Source organism: Enterobacter sp. MEB024, from assembly GCF_030209635.1.
Lineage (GTDB): Bacteria > Pseudomonadota > Gammaproteobacteria > Enterobacterales > Enterobacteriaceae > Enterobacter > Enterobacter ludwigii.
The window spans coordinates 251,423-274,105 of the sequence record NZ_JARVRQ010000006.1; the positions used below are offsets into that span (position 1 = coordinate 251,423).

The 22,683-nt window shown below is 55.9% G+C and carries 25 protein-coding genes; 21 read left to right on the forward strand and 4 right to left on the reverse strand.

Annotation, left to right across the window (positions count from 1 at the left end):
- Positions 1-32 precede the first annotated feature (32 nt).
- Positions 33-668 carry a DNA-binding transcriptional activator BglJ gene (gene bglJ, locus QRN24_RS12785; RefSeq protein WP_032681707.1) on the reverse strand — a complete coding sequence of 212 codons (636 nt, stop codon included), beginning with the start codon at positions 666-668 and terminating at the stop codon, positions 33-35.
- Entirely contained in the window at positions 665-1,402 is a 738-nt protein-coding gene (locus tag QRN24_RS12790; protein ID WP_014168509.1) for a helix-turn-helix transcriptional regulator, read from the reverse strand. The genes bglJ and QRN24_RS12790 overlap by 4 nt, the downstream gene beginning before the upstream one ends.
- A 411-nt stretch (positions 1,403-1,813) precedes the next feature.
- On the opposite strand from QRN24_RS12790, the gene QRN24_RS12795 reads away from it, so the two are divergent.
- The 13 genes from QRN24_RS12795 to QRN24_RS12855 all read left to right on the forward strand — a co-directional run bounded on the left by QRN24_RS12795 (position 1,814) and on the right by QRN24_RS12855 (position 12,150).
- The gene (locus tag QRN24_RS12795) at positions 1,814-2,590 is read left to right on the forward strand and encodes a threonine/serine exporter family protein (RefSeq protein ID WP_014168508.1); all 777 of its coding nucleotides are present in this window, start codon (positions 1,814-1,816) and stop codon (positions 2,588-2,590) included.
- On the forward strand, positions 2,581-3,054 hold the full coding sequence (locus tag QRN24_RS12800) for a threonine/serine exporter (RefSeq protein WP_020885295.1): 474 nt from the start codon (positions 2,581-2,583) through the stop codon (positions 3,052-3,054). Before QRN24_RS12795 ends, QRN24_RS12800 begins: the two co-directional genes overlap by 10 nt.
- A 67-nt stretch (positions 3,055-3,121) precedes the next feature.
- A complete protein-coding gene (locus tag QRN24_RS12805) occupies positions 3,122-3,763 on the forward strand; it encodes a TetR/AcrR family transcriptional regulator (RefSeq protein WP_020885296.1) in 642 nt (213 codons plus the stop codon).
- Between the two features lie 41 nt (positions 3,764-3,804).
- A complete protein-coding gene (locus QRN24_RS12810) occupies positions 3,805-4,257 on the forward strand; it encodes a MarR family winged helix-turn-helix transcriptional regulator (RefSeq protein WP_014168505.1) in 453 nt (150 codons plus the stop codon).
- An 84-nt stretch (positions 4,258-4,341) separates the two neighbouring features.
- Positions 4,342-4,770 (forward strand): organic hydroperoxide resistance protein, encoded by a 429-nt coding sequence (locus tag QRN24_RS12815; protein ID WP_006174091.1) that lies wholly within the window; start codon positions 4,342-4,344, stop codon positions 4,768-4,770.
- Between the two features lie 148 nt (positions 4,771-4,918).
- Positions 4,919-5,464: a primosomal protein DnaT gene (gene dnaT / locus QRN24_RS12820; protein ID WP_025205613.1), complete on the forward strand. Its 546-nt coding sequence runs from the start codon at positions 4,919-4,921 to the stop codon at positions 5,462-5,464.
- The gene (dnaC, locus tag QRN24_RS12825) at positions 5,461-6,198 is read left to right on the forward strand and encodes a replicative helicase loader DnaC (RefSeq protein WP_014168503.1); all 738 of its coding nucleotides are present in this window, start codon (positions 5,461-5,463) and stop codon (positions 6,196-6,198) included. The genes dnaT and dnaC overlap by 4 nt, the downstream gene beginning before the upstream one ends.
- Before the next feature lie 85 nt (positions 6,199-6,283).
- Positions 6,284-6,766, forward strand: a complete 483-nt coding sequence (locus tag QRN24_RS12830) for a YjjA family protein (protein ID WP_020885299.1) — start codon at positions 6,284-6,286, stop codon at positions 6,764-6,766.
- A 269-nt stretch (positions 6,767-7,035) separates the two neighbouring features.
- Entirely contained in the window at positions 7,036-9,327 is a 2,292-nt protein-coding gene (gene opgB, locus QRN24_RS12835; protein WP_014168500.1) for a phosphatidylglycerol--membrane-oligosaccharide glycerophosphotransferase, read from the forward strand.
- A 261-nt stretch (positions 9,328-9,588) separates the two neighbouring features.
- Positions 9,589-10,128: a helix-turn-helix transcriptional regulator gene (locus QRN24_RS12840; RefSeq protein ID WP_040018564.1), complete on the forward strand. Its 540-nt coding sequence runs from the start codon at positions 9,589-9,591 to the stop codon at positions 10,126-10,128.
- Between the two features lie 270 nt (positions 10,129-10,398).
- Complete coding sequence (locus QRN24_RS12845) at positions 10,399-11,139, forward strand: winged helix-turn-helix domain-containing protein (RefSeq protein ID WP_121339939.1); 741 nt, start codon at positions 10,399-10,401, stop codon at positions 11,137-11,139.
- A 1-nt stretch (position 11,140) separates the two neighbouring features.
- Positions 11,141-11,614 carry a FidL-like protein gene (locus QRN24_RS12850; RefSeq protein ID WP_059306536.1) on the forward strand — a complete coding sequence of 158 codons (474 nt, stop codon included), beginning with the start codon at positions 11,141-11,143 and terminating at the stop codon, positions 11,612-11,614.
- Between the two features lie 29 nt (positions 11,615-11,643).
- Positions 11,644-12,150, forward strand: coding sequence for a GNAT family N-acetyltransferase (locus QRN24_RS12855; RefSeq protein ID WP_025205617.1), 507 nt, complete (start codon positions 11,644-11,646; stop codon positions 12,148-12,150).
- 68 nt (positions 12,151-12,218) lie between these two features.
- On the opposite strand, the gene tsr is transcribed toward QRN24_RS12855, so the two are convergent.
- Entirely contained in the window at positions 12,219-13,883 is a 1,665-nt protein-coding gene (gene tsr / locus QRN24_RS12860) for a methyl-accepting chemotaxis protein (RefSeq protein WP_032670796.1), read from the reverse strand.
- 85 nt (positions 13,884-13,968) lie between these two features.
- Positions 13,969-14,409, reverse strand: coding sequence for a homoprotocatechuate degradation operon regulator HpaR (hpaR, locus tag QRN24_RS12865; protein WP_014168494.1), 441 nt, complete (start codon positions 14,407-14,409; stop codon positions 13,969-13,971).
- A gap of 269 nt (positions 14,410-14,678) precedes the next feature.
- Here hpaR and hpaG point away from each other — a divergent pair, with 269 nt between their 5' ends.
- The 8 genes from hpaG (at position 14,679) to hpaA (ending at position 22,653) form a co-directional block, all read left to right on the forward strand.
- Complete coding sequence (gene hpaG / locus QRN24_RS12870; RefSeq protein WP_049023608.1) at positions 14,679-15,956, forward strand: 4-hydroxyphenylacetate degradation bifunctional isomerase/decarboxylase; 1,278 nt, start codon at positions 14,679-14,681, stop codon at positions 15,954-15,956.
- Entirely contained in the window at positions 15,953-17,419 is a 1,467-nt protein-coding gene (hpaE, locus tag QRN24_RS12875) for a 5-carboxymethyl-2-hydroxymuconate semialdehyde dehydrogenase (protein ID WP_049023609.1), read from the forward strand. Before hpaG ends, hpaE begins: the two co-directional genes overlap by 4 nt.
- A 2-nt stretch (positions 17,420-17,421) precedes the next feature.
- The gene (gene hpaD, locus QRN24_RS12880; protein WP_020885307.1) at positions 17,422-18,279 is read left to right on the forward strand and encodes a 3,4-dihydroxyphenylacetate 2,3-dioxygenase; all 858 of its coding nucleotides are present in this window, start codon (positions 17,422-17,424) and stop codon (positions 18,277-18,279) included.
- Positions 18,280-18,288: 9 nt separating this feature from the next.
- Positions 18,289-18,669, forward strand: a complete 381-nt coding sequence (locus QRN24_RS12885; RefSeq protein ID WP_020885308.1) for a 5-carboxymethyl-2-hydroxymuconate Delta-isomerase — start codon at positions 18,289-18,291, stop codon at positions 18,667-18,669.
- 78 nt (positions 18,670-18,747) lie between these two features.
- Positions 18,748-19,551, forward strand: a complete 804-nt coding sequence (hpaH, locus tag QRN24_RS12890; RefSeq protein ID WP_020885309.1) for a 2-oxo-hept-4-ene-1,7-dioate hydratase — start codon at positions 18,748-18,750, stop codon at positions 19,549-19,551.
- Positions 19,552-19,560: 9 nt separating this feature from the next.
- Positions 19,561-20,358 (forward strand): 4-hydroxy-2-oxoheptanedioate aldolase, encoded by a 798-nt coding sequence (gene hpaI, locus QRN24_RS12895; RefSeq protein WP_032681713.1) that lies wholly within the window; start codon positions 19,561-19,563, stop codon positions 20,356-20,358.
- Between the two features lie 21 nt (positions 20,359-20,379).
- Positions 20,380-21,732, forward strand: a complete 1,353-nt coding sequence (gene hpaX, locus QRN24_RS12900; protein ID WP_020885310.1) for a 4-hydroxyphenylacetate permease — start codon at positions 20,380-20,382, stop codon at positions 21,730-21,732.
- Between the two features lie 9 nt (positions 21,733-21,741).
- Entirely contained in the window at positions 21,742-22,653 is a 912-nt protein-coding gene (gene hpaA / locus QRN24_RS12905; RefSeq protein ID WP_014168485.1) for a 4-hydroxyphenylacetate catabolism regulatory protein HpaA, read from the forward strand.
- Positions 22,654-22,683: the final 30 nt, after the last annotated feature.

A 22,683-nucleotide genomic window follows, 5' to 3' on the forward strand; every position in this document is an offset into this window, starting at 1 on the left:
CGCCAGAGCCTGTCTGGCGCACAGATATCAGCTTATAAAAATGTCGGCTGGCTTAATACTGATGTTCGAGGATCCCGGGCCGGGAGATGAGTCAGAATATCTGCCGCATCAAGCAGTCCCACGTCAGAATTGACCCCAAGCTTCACCATCGCATTAAACTTGTGCGCCCGGATGGTCTTAATATTGCGCTCAAGCTGCGCGGCGATTTCAGGAATAGAAAACCCGCAGGACATATACCGCAAAATCGCCCGCTCCGTTGGGCTTAACATCCTGTTTTGACTCTTGTACCAGTGGTTGAGCATATTGTCATTGATGTGCAGCGTTTCACTCAGTAACACCAGCAGTTCCTCCTGCAGGCGGTCGAGCGACACCGATTTACTGACGACACCGTGAAGGCGTGAAGGGGAAAGATGGCTGATTAACCGCGCTTCCATTTCATCTGCCGCCAGGATGATGCGCTGAATATGATTATGCGTAAACGCGAGATCCCGCAGGGATGCCAGGCAGTTTCGACGCTCTTCTCGCGCATCAGAAAGTGAATAGATCAGCGAGAAAAAAGAGACATGAGGAAGCGCCTTCTTAAAGCTGTCAAATTCACTGAACATGTGCAGTTGATAATGGCTGAGCGTGGGCAGTGCAAACAGGTGCTCCAGCCCGACGGCACTCATCGCGCAATTTTCGATGACGGCAATATGTCTTGTTGAACCGGTTTTATCCATTCCTCGAACTCTCCATAGGCTGACATTAAACTCAGCTCTCTCAATCCCTGAGTACTGTTGATCCAGGCGTACAGATCGGCATTACTCCGTAATGACAACCGTCGCATCGCACTGTTTTTCTGTGCACTGATCGTTTTATTGCTCTTCTTGAGCAAGGTGGCAATTTGGTTAATCCCCCAGCCCTTGCCTAACAGACGCAATACCTTGCGTTCAGAGTGGGTGAGCGCAATGACGCGGTCGTCTTCATCATCGTTACAGGCAGGCTCGGGCGTTAATAACGTCTGGCTTATCCGCTCTGCCCGTTCACTGCCTGCACGGATGGCGTTAATTACGCCTTCTATCGGCTCCATATCAGAAAGCAACGTGCTTTCCGGACGCATCAGCAGCTCAACGGCAATAGGGTAAAGCGGCCGGGAGACTAAAAAAATCCAGTGAATATCCCGATATTGATTTAATAAACCGTAATATTCTTCGAGCGTGCCCCGAGGATTCCTGTATTCACCTGAAATATCAGCAATAATGACGTCTGCACGCCGTAACTGCAGCAGGGTTAATTCCTGCAGCGAACGGCAAAACGTTAAATCAAAATCGGCAAAATGGCGTGTCATCACGCCCCCCAACCCGTTTTGCATTACGGGTATCCTGCTAATGACGACGCCATGTTTACCATTCAATGACGACATAGACCCTCCGTGTCCATTTTCATATGATGAGTAACGTTAAAACGCATCAAGGTATAAGTGTATTCGTCCCTGAGTGTAAAACTGATTAATACAAGCAGAAGATGAGATGTGTGCTTCATTTAAGAAATGCCTAAAACAGCGGTAATATCTCACAAAGCACAGATAAATTTAATTATAAAAGCCTTAAAATAATTAAAATATAAACTTAGTAAAACTAAATATAAATATCTTATATTTCTCAATTAATAATTTATCATATTTATGGCCCAAAACCGCATCCCGCCGCCAGACAGCCCGCAACTGTTTGCATAAATCTTGATCTGACCCACAGCTAGAGACACTGCAGTTTGTGCTAAAAGTAAGCATGACGGGCCAACAGGCAAGCTATTCACCTTCTCTTCAGGACATGACATGCAGGCAGATCGATCAACGCAGCGTGCCATCACGCGGCTCTGTATTCAGTGCGGTCTTTTTCTGCTCCAGCACGGGGCGGAAAGCGCGCTGGTCGAGGAACTTTCCACCCGGTTGGGGCTGGCGCTGGGTATGGATAGCGTTGAGAGCGCCATTTCATCCAATGCTATCGTGTTGACCACCATAAAAGACGGTCAGTGCCTGACCTCCACCCGCAAAAACCACGACCGCGGCATCAATATGCACGTTGTAACCGAGGTCCAGCATATTGTCATTCTTGCTGAGCATAAGCTTCTCGACCTGCACGACATTGAAAAACGGTTCAACCAGATTAAGCCCTTACGTTATCCCCGCTGGCTGGTGGTGTTAATGGTCGGGCTGTCCTGCGCCTGTTTTTGTAAGCTCAACAAAGGCGGCTGGGACGGCGCGGTCATCACCTTTTTCGCCAGCAGCATCGCCATGTACGTGCGCCAGCTCCTGACGCACCGCCAACTCCACCCGCAAATTAATTTCTGCATTACCGCTTTTGTCGCCACCACGGTTTCTGGCCTGCTGCTTCGTCTGCCGCAGTTTGCCAACACGCCGACGATTGCCATGGCGGCCAGCGTGCTTCTGCTGGTGCCCGGCTTCCCGTTGATTAACGCCGTAGCCGATATGTTTAAGGGTCACATCAATACCGGTCTGGCACGCTGGGCGATTGCCAGCCTGCTGACGCTTGCAACCTGCATTGGTGTGGTAATGGCCATGACACTCTGGGGGTTACGCGGATGGGCGTGATCGATTTTCTGCTGGCGCTGGCGCAGGATATGCTGCTGGCCGCGATCCCTGCCGTCGGTTTTGCGATGGTCTTTAACGTTCCGCAACGCGCGTTACCGTGGTGCGCGCTGTTGGGTGCTATTGGTCATGGCTCGCGAATGGTGATGATGACGGCGGGATTCAACATTGAATGGTCAACATTTATGGCCTCAATGCTGGTCGGTAGCATCGGAATTCAGTGGTCGCGCTGGTATCTGGCGCATCCCAAGGTGTTCACCGTCGCCGCCGTTATCCCGATGTTCCCCGGCATATCTGCCTATACGGCCATGATTTCCGCGGTGAAAATCAGCCATTTCGGCTACACCGAACCGCAAATGATCCTCCTTCTGAGCAACTTTCTTAAGGCTTCGTCCATTGTCGGTGCGCTCTCTATCGGACTGTCGATCCCCGGACTGTGGCTGTACCGCAAACGTCCACGGGTTTGAGATTTGTGTTATTACGCTGCCGTGAGGATAATCACTCCAATCCGTTTGGTGACGATAAGGAAAGGATGTGGCTAACCCAGGCAGCGAACTCCCCGAGCACAATGAAGAATCCAGCCTGAAAGAGAAAATCTTTCAGAGCGCTATCACGCTGTTTGCCGAATACGGGTTGAACGGTGCCCGCATGGAACAAATTGCGGAGAAAGCCGGCACCACCAAACGCATGGTTGTTTACCACTTCAAAAACAAAGAGAACCTGTATCTTCTCGTACTGGAGTATGTTTACACCCAGATCCGCGCCAGTGAACAGGCGCTCAGCCTGGCGGGAATGCCCCCTGTCGAAGCGCTGGTTCATCTGGTTGAAGCCACCTTTGACTACCATGCCGACCACCCGGATTACATCCGCATTATCTGCATGGAAAACATGCAGCGTGGCCGTTTTATGCAGCAGTCCAGCTACCTCCGCCAGGTCAACCGCAGCGCACTTGATCTGCTGGAAGCGATCCTCCGTCGCGGGAAAGAAAAGCAGTTGTTCAATCAGACGGTTGAAGCCCGCGATCTGCATCGTTTGATCAGCAGTTTCAGCTTCCACTACGTTGCCAACAGCTACACCTTCACCCTGCTGTTTGAAGAGGGTGCGGACGAACAGGCACAGCGCCAGCACTACCGCAAAATGGCCGTTCAGGTGGCGCTCCGCTATACCTGCCCATAAAATAGCTTGCAATTAAATCGTACACTATCTATATTCATCTCATGAACGCGAAAACGAACGACACGACCGCTGCGCTCCTGCTGGATAACCAGCTCTGCTTTGCTCTCTATTCAGCAAATCTGGCGCTGAACAAGTTGTACCGGCAACTGCTGGCACCGCTGAACCTGACTTACCCGCAATACCTGGTGATGCTGGTGCTGTGGGAGCAGGATGACATTACGGTGTCGGACATCGGTGAACGGTTGTTCCTTGACTCTGCCACGCTGACGCCGCTGTTGAAGCGTCTGGAAAGCGCGGGGCTGATAAACCGCCACCGCTCACGTAAAGACGAGCGTCAGGTCGCCGTCACCCTGAGCGATGCGGGACGTCATCTCCAGCAGCAGGCTTCCGGGATCCCCCATGCAGTGGGATGCGCCGCCCAGTGTGATACTGAGACCATGCTGTCACTTAAGCAGCAGCTGGAACGTTTGCGACAACAGATCCAACGCGCGTAAGGCTATACTTTACGCGTATTTATTTACCCATATATATCGCACGCTATTTAATAGCACACATTAATGTAAGATGAGGAATCTGCCATGTCTTTAGAAAAAGTTGTCTACACTGCCAAAGCAAAAGCAACCGGGGGCCGTGATGGCCGTGCGACCTCTTCCGACGGCGTACTGGACGTTAAACTCGGCGTGCCAAAAGAGATGGGCGGCATGGGCGGTGACGTCACCAACCCTGAGCAGCTGTTTGCTGCCGGCTACTCTGCCTGCTTCCTGGGTGCCATGAAGTTTGTAGCCGCGCGCGACAAATTTACCCTGCCGAAAGAGGCCTTTATTGAAGGCGAAGTGGGGATTGGGCCGCTGCCAACCGGTTTTGGTATCGAAGCAAAACTGAACATCCACGTTGAAGGTATGGATCCTGCAGAAGCCAAAAAACTGGTCGATGCAGCACACATTGTGTGTCCGTACTCTAACGCGACCCGCGGTAACATCGACGTAACGCTGAACATTATCGCCTGATAACTGCCTGATGGCGTTACGCTTATCAGGCCAGCCGTTGACGCCCCGGCAGGCATCGCGCCGCCGGGGAAAACCCCTCCTTCCCTTCCCGCTCTCTGTGCTACCATAAGCCCATATCACGCCCGTAGTTATCAGTAGAGTAAGCGTTATGTCCTCCAGAATTCTGACCACCAGCATTGCTGGTATTGATGCCTTTATGCGCGATCCCCGCGGTGTGCTGACCCACGCCGAAGGCGGCACGGTTGCGGTATTTGCTGACAACGCTCCGGCGTTTTATGCCATCACACCGGAACGTCTGGCACAGCTTCTGGAGATTGAAGCGCAGTTGTCCCGCCCGGCGAGCGACGTAACCCTCGATAACCAGTTCTTTGACGAGCCGGTTAACGTCCCCATGGCCGTTCCCATGGGAAAATTTGCCCTGTATGCGGGCTGGCAACCTGATGCTGATTTTCAACGGCAGGCGGCATTGTGGGGCATAGCGTTAACGCAACCGGCTACCCCCGAAGAGCTGGCCGCGTTTACCGCGTGGTGGCAGGCGGAAGGCAAAGTATTCACTCATATTCAGTGGCAACAGAAGCTCGCGCGTCATCTGCAAATTAATCGCGCCAGCAATAACGGCCAGCCAAAACGTGATATCAACGCGTTTTCCGAACCGGATAAACAGATCCCTAATGGATTCCGAGGTGCGAAATGAAGAACGTCGGCGACCTGATGAAACGTCTGCAAAAGATGATGCCAGCCAACGTGAAGCCCGCCTTCACGACGGGTGAAGAACTCCTGGCGTGGCAAAAAGAGCAGGGTAAGATCCGCGCCGCCGCGCTGGCCCGCGAAAACCGGGCGATGAAAATGCAGCGCACCTTTAACCGTTCCGGTATTCGCCCCCTGCACCAGAACTGCTCATTTGATAACTATAAAATTGAGACCAACGGGCAGATGAATGCACTCGCTGCCGCGCGTCAGTACGTGGATGAATTCGACGGCAATATCGCCAGCTTCATCTTTAGCGGCAAGCCTGGCACGGGGAAAAACCACCTGGCGGCCGCTATCTGTAACGAGCTGCTGCTGCGCGGGAAATCGGTGCTGATCATCACCGTGGCCGATATCATGTCCGCCATGAAAGACACCTTCAGCAACCGCGAAACCAGCGAAGAGCAACTGCTTAACGACCTGAGTAATGTCGATTTACTGGTTATTGATGAGATTGGCGTCCAGACCGAATCCCGCTATGAAAAAGTGATCATTAACCAGATTGTCGATCGCCGCTCTTCCTCCAAACGCCCCACCGGCATGCTGACTAACCACAACATCGACGAAATGACCCGCTTGCTGGGCGAACGCGTCATGGATCGTATGAAGCTCGGGAACAGTCTGTATGTCATCTTCGACTGGGAAAGTTACCGCAGCCGTGTCACCGGTAAAGAGTATTAAGATATTTCCAGGAAAGACCGGTGGCCCGGAGGTATATACTGACTCCACTTTCGCCCCAAAACGGACCTTTTTTGAGTAAGCCATTATGAAAAAACAGTTTCTTTTCAGCACCGTATTAGGCGCCCTGCTGGTTACCGGCGCGGCACAGGCCGCATCCTGGCAGGATTCGCTGTCCAGCGCAGCGAGCGAACTGACCAAAGAGAGCAGCAGCACCCAGGGCGGGCTGTCAGCCTCTTCCCTTACCGGCCTGCTGGGTAACAGCACCCAGAGCCTGAGCGCAGGTACAATGAACAACGCCGCGGGGATTCTGGAATATTGCGCGAAGCAAAAACTGGCCTCCGTGACCGACGCGCAAAACGTGAAAAATCAGGTGCTGGGCAAACTCGGTCTGGATACACAGGAGCAGAAACAGGACACCAACTATATGGATGGTATTCAGGGCCTGCTGAATGCGCAAAACGGTCAACAGCTCAACCTGAGCACCATCGGCAACTCCTCGCTGGCGAAACAGGTTAAAACCAAAGCCTGCGATCTGGTGCTGAAACAAGGCGTTAATTTCATCTCCTGATCCCCGCCTGTATTGCCATTACACGCCGCGTTTAAGACGTTACTCTTTTAACGCGGCGTTAAAGCCGTCTTTTTCCTGCTTGCCACCGTCTGAGCGTCCATATGTCAGGATGCGACCCCCTTCAAAAAAACGATTTTCTAAACCAAATCCTAACAACAGCACACTTTCGTGACACTAAAATTGCAGCTACACGACAACGCAATTACATTGTATAACCCAAAAAATAATCAGTTAGCCAGCTAAGCGCCTGGCGTCATGAGGATAGACTGTTGTCAGAGTTAATGTCCCTTGTCCTTTTTCTGGCCTCTGTCGGCGTTTACGCCTGCAAAGCGGGCCGTAACACCTGGTGGTTTATCGCCACGCTGGTGGTGCTCGGCATTTTTATTATTTTAAACATTACCTTATACGCCAGCGATTACTTTACCGGTGACGGCATTAACGATGCGGTGCTCTACACGCTGACGAATAGCCTGACGGGCGCGGGCGTGGGTAAATACATTCTTCCCGGGCTTGGGCTGATTGCGGCGCTGGTGATTATTTTTGGTGCCCTGGCCTGGGTGCTACGCCGCCGTCGACATCTTCCGCATCATGGCGGCTACAGCCTGCTGGCACTCTGTCTGGCGCTGGCGTCCGTGGATGCCAGCCCGGCATTTCATCAGATAACCGAGCTGGTAAAGTCACAGTCGCGCGACGGCGACCCGGATTTCATGGCCTGGTATAAAGAGCCGTCCAAAAAAATAGCCAACCCGAAGCTTAACCTGGTGTATATCTACGGCGAGAGTCTGGAACGCACCTGGTTTGATAACAATGCCTTCCCGAACCTGACGCCGGAGCTGGGCGCGCTGAAAAACGAAAGTCTTGATTTCAGCCATACCGCGCAGCTGCCCGGTACGGATTACACCATCGCCGGGATGGTTGCCTCGCAGTGCGGTATCCCGCTCTTCGCCCCCTTTGAGGGTAATGCCTCGGCCTCAATGTCGAGCTTCTTCCCGCAGAACGTTTGCCTCGGCGATATCCTGAAAAACTCCGGCTACGAAAACTACTTCGTGCAGGGGGCCAACCTGCGCTTTGCCGGAAAAGATGTGTTCCTGAAATCCCACGGTTTTGACCATCTGTATGGCTCAGAAGAGTTAAAAACGACCGTTGCCGATCCGCATTACCGCAACGACTGGGGCTTTTACGACGACACGGTACTGGACGAAACCTGGAAAAAGTTCGAGGAACTGTCCCGCGCCGGCAAGCGTTTCTCCCTCTTTGCCCTGACGGTAGATACCCACCATCCGGACGGGTTTGTCTCGCGCACCTGTAAGCGCAAACGCTATGAGATTGACGGCAAAAACAACACGTCGTTCAGCGCGGTAACCTGCAGCCAGGAGCATATCGCCGCTCTGGTCGAGAAAATCAAAGCCTCGCCGTATTTTAAAAACACGGTCATCGTCGTCTCATCTGACCATCTGGCGATGAAAAACAGCGCCTGGGATCAGCTCAGCAAACAGGATCGCAGCAATCTGTTCTTCATTCTGCGCGGCGACCAGCCGCAACAGGATGTGATCGCCACCAAACGCAACTCCATGGATAACGGCGCAACCGTGCTGGACATTCTGGGCGGGGATAACTTTATTGGCCTTGGCCGCAGTACGCTCTCGGGGCAGTCACTGTCGGAAGTGTTCCTCAACATGAAGGAGAAAATCCTTGCGTGGAAGCCGGACATCATCCGCCTGTGGAACTTCCCGAAAGAGATGAAAGACTTCACCATCGATCAGGATAAAAACACTATCGCCTTCTCCGGCAGCCATTTCCGTCTGCCGCTGCTGCTGCGCGTGTCGGATACGCGCGTCGAACCGCTGCCGGAAAGCGAATACTCTGCGCCGCTGCGTTTCCAGCTGGCCGACTTCGCCCCGCGCGATAATTTTGTCTGGGTCGACAGGTGCTACAAAATGGGCCAGCTCTGGTCCCAGCCACTGGCTCTCTCAACCGACTGGTGCGTTTCTCAGGGACAGCTTGGCGGGGAGCAAACCGTGCAGCATGTCGATAAAGCGCAGTGGAAAGGCAAAACCGCATTCAACGATACGGTCATCGATACCGCGCGCTATCAGCGAAATGTCGACATGCTGAAAATCGTGGATAACGATATTCGCTATAAAGCAGACAGCTTTATCTTCAACGTGGCCGGGGCACCGGAAGAGGTCAAACAGTTCAGCGGCATCTCGCGTCCGGAATCCTGGGGGCGCTGGTCTAATGCGCAGCTGGGCAGTGAAGTGAAGATTGAGTACGCGCATCCTCTGCCGGAAAAATTCGACCTGGTGATCACCGCCCGGGCCTATGGTCCAAACGCGAACCGTCCCATCCCGGTGCGTGTGGGCGATAAAGAGCAAACGCTGACGCTGGGAAATGACGTCACCACCACCACGCTGCATTTTGATAATCCTTCCCGCAGCAATACGCTGGTGATTGTTCCGCCGGACCCGCAGCCGACGAATGAGGGAAATATTCTTGGCCATTCACCGCGCGAGCTCGGCATCGGGATGGTAGAGATTAAAATTGTCAGTAAAGAGAGCTGATCCCTTCTGCGCCCGGCGTTCTGTCGGGCGCTTTATGTAAATATATAATCCTATAAAACCATTAAAAATAAGACAGAGACACCATATATCTCTCATTTCCATTTATAAATTCACCAGAAAGAAATCATATCTCAGAATGTGTAACTCCTTACACCCTGAGAGAGTTACCCACTTTTTATCATGCTAACCGGCAATACGTTCGAATCCACCCTGGCACAGCGCAGCGGAGTACGACCAGCGCTATCAGGGGAAAAAACCCTGATGCCGCAGACACTGAATGCCGACTATAAGGTCATCGTTTTAAGCGGCAATGCCTTCTTGTGGCTGGGCCTGAAGACGTTCATCTCGCAGAGTGTGGACCCCTGCCCTGAAATTTTCTGGATTAACGACGTGAGCCCTGAGGGGATCCTGCCCCTGCGGCAACTGATGTTGAATATCCGCGTCAAAAAAGGGTGGCTGGTATTCACCGATGCGTCCCGCGTCAACGATATTAAAATCATTCTGGGGGGTGAGCGTGTCCACGTGGTGGCGGGAAACCTGTCACTCGCGCAGCTCAGCCGCTGTTTTCAGAACACGCCGTTCGCAAGCGTAAAAAACGCCACGCTCACCTGCCAGGAGCTTCGGGTTTGCATGCTGTTCCGCAACGGGTTCAGCCCGGTTCGCATCGCGCAGATCCTGAATAAATCCCCGAAAACGATCTACACCCACAAGCGTAACGCGATGAACAAATTTCACTGCCAGAACCTGGCGGAATTCCATCGCAAACTCTTCCTGCTCGACTACCCGGCATCGTGTTTGTAACTGCACGGCTAATCACGTCGGGAAATAAGATCATGCGGCGTCATCTTCCCTGTCTCATTCTCTGGCTGTTGATGCTGGCGCTGCTGTCTCGCTATGCCCTTCCCGCCACGTTGGGATGACGTGGTAATCCGACTGCACGAGTAAATTGCTTTAAATCTTGTCTGGATCAATGTTATCGGTAACAATGACGCTAAAATAGCCAGCGTGTTATGTCCGACAAGGCACAGCCTTATCTTCTTTTTTGTTATTTTTTCTGTATTACAATAACTTATGAAATACCTGCTTGCTGACGCCATCGTCTATAACGACGAAGACGGTTCTGTTTCTCTTATCAATGCACCCGATCTGGACAGACAAATCCTCACCTGTACCGCCAACGCCATCATGAAGCTGCTGGTTCAGCATCACGGCAACGTCGTCGAACGTGACACCTTTCTGAGTGATGTCTGGGATCAACGTGGGCTCCAGGGGTCCAACAATTCGTTAAATCAATACATCAGTATTGTGCGCAAAATGCTGTCGAGCCTGCTGCCCGACACCCTGTTTATCGTCACCGTGCCGAAAACGGGCTTTATGCTCAGTGCTGATATCGCGGTAACGCCCCTGGAGGACGATTTTCCCGTCGTGGAGTCGGTCCCGGCCTCACGACGCATTCAGCCAGAATGGCTATTCTGCGGTGTACTTACGCTGATGGTCGTGGCGCTGTGCATCGGCGCCTGTTTGACGAAACAGGCGCACCAGTACAGTGACACTCATCTGCTCACCCACATTGGCACCTGTCCGGTCTACACCTTCGCCCCGCTGGCAGATGTGTTTCACTCTAAGGCCATGGCGCTGGCGCAGACGCTTCAGCGCGAAGGTAATCTGCCCTGCCTGAAAAACTCTATTTTCTATATGCACATCCAGAGAACACTTTTCTATGGCCACGAAGGGCGGCTGGTCCTTTCCCAGTGTTCTCTCACGGACGGTAAAGCTAGCGCCTGCCGAACGCTTTACTTTTACGAGTGGTGATATGAAACAAAAAAAAGTGTGGCTTATTCTGGCGCTCAATCTGTTGCTGATTGGCGTGACGCTGGCGTGGTACGTCTACACGCCTCCGCTGTCCGGAACCTGTGCAGGAAACCTGACATTTTCAGCCCGACATGACGATCATGATTTCTCCTTTGAAGGGGAGATTACGCTGCGCTTTCAGCCCGACAACACAGGGTACCTTACGCTTAACGGCGACGTGGTTAACGAGCCACATCACTGGGATGTTTCCCGCCAGGAGATGTTTACGTGGCGGCACGTTGAGGGCTCACTCTATGAAATATTCATACAAAGCGTGGCGCGCTTTAGCCATGACACCCTGCCACCGGGGGTCTTTGAAAAGTACGTCGCCGGCCTGACGCCGGGGAACAAAAGACTCCTGAAGATTGAACGCACGCCGGAAGACGCGCTGGTGATCAGCAATTTCTATGCGCCGGTCCTGATTTGTTCAGAATAGGCGCGGCTGGTCGGGGTATACTTTCCGCCATGAACATTCTCTTTCGACCGACGACGCCCAAAGATGTTGCAGCCCTGCCCGCCATCGAGCGCGCGGCAGGCGAGCGTTTTCGGGACGTCCCCGAACTGGCCTGGCTTGCAGACGGCGACGTCATTTGCGCGGAACATCATCTTGATTACGCGAAACGCGGGTTAAGCTGGCTGGCGCTGGCAAACGACCTGCCCGTCGGGTTTATCCTTGCAGAAGCCCATCCGTCATCGCTGTTTATTGTCGAACTCTCGGTTCATCGGGAGTGGCAGGGAAGAGGAATAGGTCGGCGACTTATCGCCTGCGCCGCAGACCATGCCCGCACGCTGGGGCTGACATCGCTGACGCTGACCACCTTTTGCGAGGTGCCGTGGAATGCGCCGTTTTATGCGCGACTCGGGTTTGAAACGGTGACGATGCTAACGCCTGAACTGCGTCAGAAAAGAGAGGAAGAAGCGGCGCACGGTTTCGCGTATGACTCCCGCTGTGCCATGCGCCTGCCTCTGTGATATCGGCCTGCAAAACGCCCCATTACAGGCCGGGTCAGGCGTAGCCGCCCCCCGGCACTGTGGCAGGATTAAAACGTTTCCCAGTTTTCGCCCGCATCGGTGGTCGCGGCTTTACGCGCCATCATAGGGGCCACAGCGGTTTTCGCTGAAGCCTGCTCGCGGGCTTTCATCTGCTCCTGCTGAATGCGGAACACGGCCACGGCCTGAGTCAGACGGCTCGCCTGCTCTTCCAGTGCCGCTGCCGCCGCCGCAGACTCTTCCACCAGCGAGGCGTTCTGCTGGGTCACGCGATCCATCTCAGCCACCGCCAGACCCACCTGATCGATACCGCGGCTCTGCTCATCAGACGCAGAGGCGATTTCGCCCATGATGTCCGTCACGCGGGTTACCGCATTAACGATTTCACCCATGGTTTCGCCGGCGCTTTCTACCAGGGTAGACCCGACTTCCACGCGGCCAACAGAGTCTTCAATCAGGCTCTTGATCTCACGTGCTGCCTGGGCGCTGCGCTGTGCCAGGTTACGGACTTCACCCGCAACAACGGCAAATCCGCGGCCCTGCTCGCCCGCACGTGCCGCTTCTACCGCGGCGTTCAGTGCCAGAATGTTGGTCTGGAACGCGATGCCGTCGATCACGCTGATAATATCGGCAATTTTCTGCGAACTGCCCGCGATGTCACGCATGGTTTGCACCACGTTATCCACCACTTTACCGCCCTTCTGCGCGGTTTCAGACGCGCTCAGCGCCAGGTTGCTCGCCTGACGGGCGTTCTCGGCGTTCTGCTTAACGGTCGCCGTCAGCTGCTCCATGCTGGCAGCGGTCTCTTCGAGGGATGCGGCCTGCTGTTCCGTACGGGAAGAGAGATCGTTGTTACCCATCGCGATTTCGCTCGCGCCGCTGTATATGGCATTAGCACCGTTACGCACATCACCAACGGTACGGACCAACTCGCCCTGCATATGACGCAGCGAGTCGGCCAGTTCACCCATCTCGTTAGCGCCCTGCACCTCGATGCGCTTCACCAGATCGCCGCTGGCGATATGACGAATGTTGTCGATAAGACGGGTAAGTGGCGAAATCAGCGCCTGCTTGATACCCAGCCACACGGCCACGATCACCACCAGCACCGCAATCAGTACGCTAATCAGCACCCAGATTGCCTGGCTGTAGGAGCTATTGCTGTTTTCCACCGCCATCTGATACAGCTTGTCGTTCTGCTGCAGATAGTTCACGTACTGCTTCTCAAAACCATCCTGATAGCTCTGGGTAGGTTGATCGAAGAAGGCGTTGATTTTGCCCGCGCCCAGCAGCTGGATCAGCTCCGCCAGTGCACCGTGGTAGATATCGTAGTTACGTTTGATCTCCGTCGCGTCGGCGTCGTTTTGACGCGGATCGCGTGGCAGGGCTTCGTATTCAGCCCAGTTTTTTTCTGCCTGTTTCAGGGAAGCCGCCGCAATTTGCATCAGATCGTTCACGGTCGCGCCGCTGCCGATATTGCTCTGATCCATCATGTAGCGGATACCCGCACGGTTCAGGGTATTACGGGTTTGCAGCAGGGCAACCCAGCTGGCGTTCAGCGTGGACTGTTGCTGGCGAATGGTTTGCAGGACGGTGAAATTCTCTTTGTCATGCTTGAGGGCATTGAAGAAAAGACCACCGGATGTGAGTTGTAAAAGGCCAAATATCGCTAATACCAGCATTAAGCTGGTGACAATCTTGATACGGTTTAACATGTTTTCGCTTTCCATCAGACAGATAACAGGATTTTCGGCCTGGAAAGAGAAAACTTTACGAAAATCATCCTTAAATTTGTGGTTTTTACTCTTCTTCGCGCGCTGTGATATGCCGGTTCCCCAGTTCAATAAACTCTTCCAGCAGCGCTGTCAGCTGTTGCATCTTCGCCGGCGTATATTCGGCCTCGATTTGCTGATACGCCTCTTCCACCTGCGCCTGGGCACGCTCGTATAGCCTGTTCCCCTCTTTGGTCAGCGATACGTACAGCTTGCGCTGATCGTTTACGGGCTTAAGGCGCAGCACCAGACCGTCACGCTCCATGCGCGTCAGAATGCCCGTCAGGCTGGGACGCAAGATACAGGTGCGAAACGCCAGATCGTGAAAATCCATCGACGGATGTTCGGCCAGTACGCGCACGATGCGCCACTGCTGCTCGGTCAGGTTATGCCGTTTCACAATCGGGCGGAAGTAAGACATCGCCGCTTCCCGCGCCTGTAACAGGGCGATAGTTAATGAATCATGCATAGCCTCTCCCGGTAATCATTAACACATGAACAATTCAGTTCTGCTGGTTTTACACACAACGCGTTTTACGACAAAAAGTCTAACAGAAACAAGCCTGATATTTTAACGCAATGATAAATATAGACTTTAATCTCTTTATGTAAATTTATTGTTATTCATATCACAAATTATTCACTTCTGGTTGCGAAATAAACAGCAAAGGCATACAACCAGATCATTAACATATTAATGAAATCACAGGCCGGATGTCCGGCCTGAGGAGTAAGTGAATGAAAGGTACTGTTTTTGCCGTAGCGCTGAACCACCAGAGCCAGCGCGATGCCTGGCGCGACGCGTTTGAAAAAGCCCCCTACAACACGCCGCCAAAAACCGCCGTGTGGTTTATCAAACCGCATAACACCGTGATCCGCACGGGCGACCCCATTCCCTTCCCGCAGGGAGAAACCGTGTTAAGCGGTGCCACGGTAGCGCTGGTTGTGGGTAAAACGGCGCGTAACGTTCCCGTGGACGAGGCGGCGGAGTACATCGCCGGTTACGCGCTTGCCAACGAAGTGAGCCTGCCGGAAGAGAGTTTTTATCGCCCGGCGATCAAGGCCAAATGCCGCGACGGCTTTTGTCCGCTGGGAGAGCTGGCCGCCCTCGACCACGTTGATAACCTGACCATCGTCACCGAAATTAACGGCCGGGAAGCGGACCACTGGAACACCGCTGACCTGCAGCGCAATGCCGCCGAACTGCTGAGCGCCCTGAGCGAGTTCGCCACCCTCAGTCCGGGCGATGCCATTCTGCTCGGCACCCCACACTCGCGCGTCCCGCTGCAGCCGGGCGATCGCGTACGCATTCTGGCGAAAGGCTTCCCGTCCCTGGAAAACCCGGTGGTTGACGAACGCGAGGTCGCCCATGCGCAAGGCCCACATCCGCACGCCACGCTGTTCGCGCTTGGTCTGAACTACGCCGATCACGCCAGTGAGCTGGCGTTTACGCCGCCAACGGAACCGCTGGTGTTTATCAAAGCCCCCAACACCGTGACCGGCGATAACCAGACCTCGGTCCGCCCGAACAACATTGAGTACATGCACTACGAGGCGGAGCTGGTGGTGGTCATCGGCAAAACGGCGCACAAGGTCAGTGAGCGCGAGGCGATGGACTATGTCGCGGGCTATACCGTCTGCAACGATTACGCCATCCGTGACTACCTGGAAAACTACTACCGCCCGAACCTGCGGGTGAAAAGCCGCGACGGGTTGACCCCCCTCAGCCCGCATATCGTGCCGAAAGAGGCCATTCCCGACCCGCATAACTTAACCCTGCGTACCTTCGTGAACGGTGAATTGCGCCAGCAAGGCACCACTGCCGATCTGATCTTCAGCATCCCGTTCCTGATTGCCTATCTCAGCGAATTTATGACCCTGCAGCCCGGCGACATGATTGCCACCGGCACGCCAAAGGGTCTGTCTGACGTACAGCCAGGCGACGAAGTGGTCGTGGAAGTGGAGGGCGTGGGCCGCCTGGTGAACCGCATTGTCAGTGAGGAGACTGCAAAATGAAAAAAATAAACCATTGGATTAACGGTAAGAACGTCGCAGGAAGTGATTACTTCCACACCACTAACCCGGCCACCGGAGAGGTGCTGGCGGAGGTCGCGTCCGGCGGTGAAGCTGAAATTCATCAGGCCGTGGCGGCGGCCAAAGAGGCATTCCCGACGTGGGCTAACCTGCCGATGAAAGAGCGCGCACGCCTGATGCGTCGCCTCGGAGATCTTATCGATCAACACGTTCCGGAGATTGCGGCCCTCGAGACCGCCGACACCGGCCTGCCGATCCACCAGACCAAAAACGTGCTTATTCCACGCGCGTCGCACAACTTCGAGTTCTTCGCCGAAGTGTGCCAGCAGATGAACGGTAAAACCTACCCGGTCGACGACAAGATGCTCAACTACACCCTGGTGCAGCCGGTGGGGGTCTGCGCGCTGGTGTCGCCGTGGAACGTGCCGTTTATGACCGCCACCTGGAAGGTTGCGCCGTGCCTGGCGCTGGGCAACACCGCGGTGCTGAAGATGTCTGAGCTCTCCCCGCTGACCGCCGACCGTCTGGGCGAGCTGGCGCTGGAGGCCGGTATTCCGGCGGGCGTGCTGAACGTGGTGCAGGGCTATGGCGCAACGGCGGGCGATGCGCTGGTACGTCACCACGACGTGCGCGCCGTCTCCTTTACCGGCGGCACCGCCACCGGGCGCAACATCATGAAAAACGCCGGACTGAAGAAATACTCCATGGAGCTGGGAGGGAAATCTCCGGTGCTGATTTTTGAAGATGCGGATATCGAACGCGCGCTGGATGCCGCCCTGTTCACCATCTTCTCCATCAACGGCGAGCGTTGCACCGCTGGCTCACGCATTTTCATTCAGCAGAGCATCTACCCGGAATTCGTCAGGCGCTTTGCCGAGCGCGCGAACCGTCTGCGCGTGGGTGACCCGACCAATCCGAACACTCAGGTTGGCGCGCTGATCAGCCAGCAGCACTGGGAAAAAGTCTCCGGCTATATCCGTCTTGGCATTGAAGAAGGCGCGACCCTGCTGGCGGGCGGCCCTGACAAACCCACCGATCTCCCTGCTCACCTGAAAAACGGCAACTTCCTGCGCCCGACCGTGCTGGCAGACGTCGACAACCGGATGCGCGTGGCCCAGGAAGAGATCTTCGGGCCGGTTGCCTGCCTGCTGCCGTTTAAGGACGAAGCCGAAGGGTTGCGTCTGGCTAACGACGTGGAGTACGGCCTGGCGTCATACATCTGGACCCAGGACGTCAGCAAAGTGCTGCGCCTGGCGCGCAATATCGAAGCCGGAATGGTGTTTGTAAACACCCAGAACGTGCGCGATCTGCGTCAGCCGTTTGGCGGCGTGAAGGCTTCCGGTACCGGGCGCGAAGGGGGCGAATACAGCTTCGAGGTGTTCGCTGAAATGAAAAACGTCTGCATCTCCATGGGCGACCATCCGATTCCAAAATGGGGGATCTGAGTATGGGCAAGTTAGCGTTAGCGGCAAAAATTACCCACGTTCCGTCAATGTACCTCTCTGAACTGCCGGGAAAAAACCACGGCTGCCGCCAGTCCGCCATCGACGGACATAAAGAAATCAGCAAGCGCTGCCGGGAGCTGGGCGTCGATACCATTATTGTGTTCGATACCCACTGGCTGGTGAACAGCGCCTACCACATCAACTGTGCGGATCATTTCTCCGGCATCTACACCAGCAACGAGCTGCCGCATTTTATCCGCGACATGACCTACGACTACGACGGTAACCCGGCGCTCGGCCAGCTTATCGCCGACGAAGCGGTGAAACTCGGCGTACGTGCCAAAGCGCACAACATCCCGAGCCTCAAGCTGGAGTACGGCACGCTGGTACCGATGCGCTACATGAACAGCGATAAGCACTTCAAAGTGATCTCTATCGCCGCGTTCTGCACCGTCCATGACTTCGCCGACAGCCGCAGGCTGGGCGAGGCCATCGTCAGCGCGATTCAGAAATATGACGGCACCGTGGCGGTGCTCGCCAGCGGTTCGCTGTCGCACCGTTTTATCGACGACCAGCGCGCCGAAGAGGGAATGAACAGCTACACCCGCGAGTTCGACCGTCAGATGGACGAACGCGTGGTGAAGCTGTGGCGTGAAGGCAAGTTCAGGGAGTTCTGCAGCATGCTGCCGGAGTATGCCCACTACTGCTACGGCGAGGGCAATATGCACGACACGGTGATGCTGCTGGGGATGCTCGGCTGGGACACATACGACGGCAAGGTGGAGTTCCTCACCGAGCTGTTCCCCAGCTCCGGCACCGGCCAGGTTAACGCCGTTTTCCCCCTGCCCGCGTCCGCGTAAGGAGCCAGCATGCCGCACTTTATTGCTGAATGCACTGACAACATCCGCGAGCAGGCGGACCTGCCAGCACTGTTCGCCAAAGTGAACGACGCGCTTGCCGCCACGGGAATCTTCCCACTCGGCGGTATCCGTAGCCGCGCGCACTGGCTGGACACCTGGCAGATGGCCGACGGTAAGCACGATTACGCCTTTGTGCATATGACGCTGAAGATTGGCGCCGGGCGCAGTCTGGAGAGCCGGGAGGCGGTGGGAAAGGCACTGTTTGAGCTGATTAAAACCCACTTCGCCGACCTGATGGCATCGCGCTATCTGGCGCTCTCTTTTGAAATAGACGAGCTGCACCCGACGCTCAATTACAAACAAAACAACGTGCACGCTTTGTTTAAGTAGCGCCCTTACCGGGCCGACAACGGCTTTGAACGCAAGCCGGGTGAGCAGCACGCCACCCGGCAACAACAGGAAATCGCCATGCTCGATAAACACACCCATACCCTGATCGCCCATCGTCTGCATCAGGCGGAGCAGTCCCGGGAGCAGATCCGCCAGATCTCGCTCGACTACCCGACGATCACCCTTGATGACGCCTACGCCGTACAGCGCGAATGGGTGAGCCTGAAAATCGCCGAAGGTCGCGTGCTGAAAGGCCACAAGATTGGCCTCACCTCCAAAGCGATGCAGGCCAGCTCGCAGATTAGCGAGCCGGACTACGGCGCTCTGCTCGACGACATGTTCTTCCACGACGGCGGCGATATCCCTGCCGACCGCTTTATCGTCCCGCGCATCGAAGTGGAGCTGGCCTTCGTGCTGGCAAAACCCCTGCGCGGCCCAAACTGCACCCTGTTCGATGTCTACAACGCCACGGATTACGTCATCCCCGCGCTGGAGCTGATCGACGCCCGCTGCCACAACATCGATCCCGAGACCCAGCGTCCGCGCAAGGTGTTCGACACCATCTCCGATAACGCCGCCAACGCAGGTGTGATCCTTGGCGGTCGCCCGATTAAGCCCGACGAGCTGGATCTGCGCTGGATCTCCGCCCTGCTCTACCGCAACGGCGTCATTGAAGAGACCGGGGTCGCCGCGGGCGTGCTCAACCACCCGGCCAACGGTGTGGCATGGCTTGCCAATAAACTCGCGCCGTACGACGTTCAGCTGGAGCCTGGCCAAATCATCCTCGGCGGTTCATTTACCCGCCCGGTGCCGGCCAGCAAGGGCGATACCTTCCACGTGGACTACGGCAAGATGGGCTCCATCAGCTGCCGTTTTGTTTAGGAGACCACCATGGAAAACAGATTCAAAGCGGCGCTGAGCGCCGGAAAACCGCAAATCGGCCTCTGGCTGGGGCTGACCAGCAGTTACAGCGCCGAGCTGCTGGCCGGTGCGGGTTTCGACTGGCTGCTGATCGACGCAGAGCACGCGCCCAATAACGTGCAAACCGTCCTGACCCAGCTGCAGGCGATCGCGCCTTACGCCAGCCAGCCGGTGGTACGCCCGTCGTGGAACGATCCGGTCCAGATCAAACAGCTGCTGGACGTCGGGGCGCAAACCCTGCTGGTGCCGATGGTACAAAACGCCGATGAAGCCCGGCTGGCGGTGCGCGCCACGCGTTATCCACCGGCGGGGATCCGCGGCGTGGGCAGCGCGCTGGCTCGCGCCTCGCGCTGGAACCGCACGCCTGATTACCTGCAGCGCGCTAACGATGCCATGTGCGTGCTGGTACAGATTGAAACGCGCGAGGCGCTGAAAAATCTGCCGCACATCCTCGACGTGGAAGGCGTGGACGGGGTGTTTATTGGCCCGGCGGATCTGAGCGCCGACATGGGCTTTGCCGGAAATCCGCAGCACCCGGAAGTCCAGGCCGCCATTGAGAAGGCCATTGCGCAGATCCGTGCGGCAGGCAAAGCGCCCGGCATCCTGATGGCTAACGAGCCGCTGGCAAAACGCTACCTCGAGCTTGGCGCGCTGTTTGTCGCCGTCGGGGTCGACACCACCCTGCTTGCACGCAGCGCCGAGGCGCTGGCGGCACGTTTTATCGATATCCCGGTTACGTCAGTAAATAACAATAAATCCGTCTACTAAACGTACGATGTGGAGCGCAACATGACGACCTCTACCCTGCAAACCCATGATAATAAAGCTGTAGAACACCGCGTTATTCAGAAGCTGTTTCGTCGTTTGATCGTGTTTCTCTTTATCCTGTTTGTCTTCTCGTTTCTTGACCGCATTAACATCGGCTTTGCCGGGCTGACGATGGGCAAAGATCTGGGCCTCACCTCGACCATGTTTGGCCTGGCCGCCACCCTGTTTTACGTCACCTACGTGATATGTGGGATCCCCAGCAACATCATGCTGGCGAAGGTCGGCGCCCGTCGCTGGATCGCCGGGATCATGGTGGTGTGGGGCATCGCTTCCACCTGCACCATGTTCGCCACCAGCCCGCACACGCTCTATGTGCTGCGCATGCTGGTGGGCATTGCCGAGGCCGGATTCCTGCCGGGGATCCTCGTCTATCTCACCTGGTGGTTCCCTGCCTACCACCGCGCCCGCGCCAATGCGTTGTTTATGATCGCCATGCCGGTGACCATGATGCTCGGCTCGATCCTCTCCGGTTATATTCTGGCCATGGACGGGCTGTGGAACCTGAAAGGCTGGCAGTGGCTGTTCCTGCTGGAGGGGCTACCGTCCGTGGTGCTTGGCGTAGTGACGTGGTTCTACCTGAACGACACGCCGGATCAGGCCAGCTGGCTGGATGACGACGAAAAGCAGGCGCTTAAAACAATGATCGCCCGCGAGCAGGAGTCGGCCATCGCCCGCCCCGTCACGCCGCGTTCGACGCTGCGCGAAGTGTTTACCCCGGCCGTGCTGCTCTATACCCTGGCCTATTTCTGCCTCACGAATACCCTGAGCGCGATTAATATCTGGACGCCGCAGATCCTGCAGAGCTTCAACACCGGCAGCAGCAACATTGTGATTGGCCTGCTGGCGGCGATCCCGCAGTTTTGCACCATCCTCGGGATGATCTGGTGGAGCCGCCGCTCCGACAGGCTGAAAGAGCGAAAAAAGCACACCATTCTGCCGTATCTCTTTGCGGCGGCAGGATGGTTACTGGCCTCGGCGACCCACCACAGCCTGATCCAGCTGCTTGGCATCATCATGGCCTCAACCGGATCGTTTACCGCCATGGCGATCTTCTGGACCACGCCGGATCGGGTTATTAGCCTGCAGTCGCGGGCGGTCGCACTGGCGGTGATCAATGCCATCGGTAACGTCGGATCCGCCGTCAGCCCGCTGTTGATCGGCATTCTGCGTGACAGCACCGGCAGCTTCAGCTCCGGGTTGTGGTTTGTTGCCGGCTTGCTGGTGGTCGGCGCGCTGGTGCTGACACGTATCCCGATGACGCAGCGGGAAAGCCTTGAGCACGAGCCGGGTATGGCGGCGCAGAAAATCCCGTAAGGAGCGGCTATGTGCCAGAACCCGATCGCGAATATCGACATCAGCAAAGAGTACGACGAAAGTCTGGGAACGGATGATGTTCACTATCAGTCGTTCGCCCGCATGGCGGCCTTTTTTGGCCGCGACATGCAGGCTCACCGTCACGACCAGTATTTTCAGATGCACTTTCTGGATACAGGACAGATCGAACTGCAGCTCGACGATCACCGCTACTCGGTGCAGGCTCCGCTGTTTGTGCTCACCCCCCCGTCGGTACCGCACGCGTTTATTACCGAATCCGACAGCGACGGGCACGTTCTGACGGTGCGCGAGGATCTGATCTGGCCGCTGCTGGAAGTGCTCTACCCCGGCACGCGGGAAGCCTTTGGCCTGCCGGGGATCTGCCTGTCGCTGGCCGATAAGCCGGACGAACTGGCGGCACTGAAGCACTACTGGCCGCTGATTGCCCGGGAATCGACGGAACAACTGCCCGGGCGCGAACACACGCTGGTTCTGTTAGCCCAGGCGGTGTTCACCCTGCTGCTGCGCAACGCGAAGCTCGACGATCACGCCGCCAGCGGCATGCGCGGCGAGCTGAAACTGTTCCAGCGCTTTACCCAGTTGATTGACGTCCATTTTCATGAGCACTGGACGGTGCCGGAATATGCCAGCGAACTGCACCTGACCGAATCGCGTCTGACCGATATCTGCCGGCGCTTCGCCAACCGCCCGCCGAAGCGGCTGATTTTTGACCGTCAGCTGCGTGAAGCGAGGCGGATGCTGCTCTTCTCCGACAGCGCGGTCAGCGAAATCGCCTGGCAGCTGGGGTTTAAAGACCCGGCCTATTTTGCCCGGTTTTTTAATCGGTTAGTGGGGTGTTCGCCGAGCGCGTATCGGGCACAAAAAGTACCGGTGTCGTCTGTCACCCCACCCCAGCCCTGACCCTCCCCCGGGTTCAGGGTGAGGGAAATC

What these genes read in the sequence shown, in the direction of transcription:
- bglJ (WP_032681707.1), bottom strand. Translation starts at nt 668, where the DNA reads ATGAGTGCCGTCGGGCTGGAGCACCTGTTTGCACTGCCCACGCTCAGC.
- QRN24_RS12790 (WP_014168509.1), bottom strand. Translation starts at nt 1,402, where the DNA reads ATGTCGTCATTGAATGGTAAACATGGCGTCGTCATTAGCAGGATACCC.
- QRN24_RS12795 (WP_014168508.1), top strand. Translation starts at nt 1,814, where the DNA reads ATGCAGGCAGATCGATCAACGCAGCGTGCCATCACGCGGCTCTGTATT.
- QRN24_RS12800 (WP_020885295.1), top strand. Translation starts at nt 2,581, where the DNA reads ATGGGCGTGATCGATTTTCTGCTGGCGCTGGCGCAGGATATGCTGCTG.
- QRN24_RS12810 (WP_014168505.1), top strand. Translation starts at nt 3,805, where the DNA reads ATGAACGCGAAAACGAACGACACGACCGCTGCGCTCCTGCTGGATAAC.
- QRN24_RS12815 (WP_006174091.1), top strand. Translation starts at nt 4,342, where the DNA reads ATGTCTTTAGAAAAAGTTGTCTACACTGCCAAAGCAAAAGCAACCGGG.
- dnaT (WP_025205613.1), top strand. Translation starts at nt 4,919, where the DNA reads ATGTCCTCCAGAATTCTGACCACCAGCATTGCTGGTATTGATGCCTTT.
- dnaC (WP_014168503.1), top strand. Translation starts at nt 5,461, where the DNA reads ATGAAGAACGTCGGCGACCTGATGAAACGTCTGCAAAAGATGATGCCA.
- QRN24_RS12830 (WP_020885299.1), top strand. Translation starts at nt 6,284, where the DNA reads ATGAAAAAACAGTTTCTTTTCAGCACCGTATTAGGCGCCCTGCTGGTT.
- QRN24_RS12840 (WP_040018564.1), top strand. Translation starts at nt 9,589, where the DNA reads ATGCCGCAGACACTGAATGCCGACTATAAGGTCATCGTTTTAAGCGGC.
- QRN24_RS12845 (WP_121339939.1), top strand. Translation starts at nt 10,399, where the DNA reads ATGAAATACCTGCTTGCTGACGCCATCGTCTATAACGACGAAGACGGT.
- QRN24_RS12850 (WP_059306536.1), top strand. Translation starts at nt 11,141, where the DNA reads ATGAAACAAAAAAAAGTGTGGCTTATTCTGGCGCTCAATCTGTTGCTG.
- QRN24_RS12855 (WP_025205617.1), top strand. Translation starts at nt 11,644, where the DNA reads ATGAACATTCTCTTTCGACCGACGACGCCCAAAGATGTTGCAGCCCTG.
- tsr (WP_032670796.1), bottom strand. Translation starts at nt 13,883, where the DNA reads ATGTTAAACCGTATCAAGATTGTCACCAGCTTAATGCTGGTATTAGCG.
- hpaR (WP_014168494.1), bottom strand. Translation starts at nt 14,409, where the DNA reads ATGCATGATTCATTAACTATCGCCCTGTTACAGGCGCGGGAAGCGGCG.
- hpaG (WP_049023608.1), top strand. Translation starts at nt 14,679, where the DNA reads ATGAAAGGTACTGTTTTTGCCGTAGCGCTGAACCACCAGAGCCAGCGC.
- hpaE (WP_049023609.1), top strand. Translation starts at nt 15,953, where the DNA reads ATGAAAAAAATAAACCATTGGATTAACGGTAAGAACGTCGCAGGAAGT.
- hpaD (WP_020885307.1), top strand. Translation starts at nt 17,422, where the DNA reads ATGGGCAAGTTAGCGTTAGCGGCAAAAATTACCCACGTTCCGTCAATG.
- QRN24_RS12885 (WP_020885308.1), top strand. Translation starts at nt 18,289, where the DNA reads ATGCCGCACTTTATTGCTGAATGCACTGACAACATCCGCGAGCAGGCG.
- hpaH (WP_020885309.1), top strand. Translation starts at nt 18,748, where the DNA reads ATGCTCGATAAACACACCCATACCCTGATCGCCCATCGTCTGCATCAG.
- hpaI (WP_032681713.1), top strand. Translation starts at nt 19,561, where the DNA reads ATGGAAAACAGATTCAAAGCGGCGCTGAGCGCCGGAAAACCGCAAATC.
- hpaX (WP_020885310.1), top strand. Translation starts at nt 20,380, where the DNA reads ATGACGACCTCTACCCTGCAAACCCATGATAATAAAGCTGTAGAACAC.
- hpaA (WP_014168485.1), top strand. Translation starts at nt 21,742, where the DNA reads ATGTGCCAGAACCCGATCGCGAATATCGACATCAGCAAAGAGTACGAC.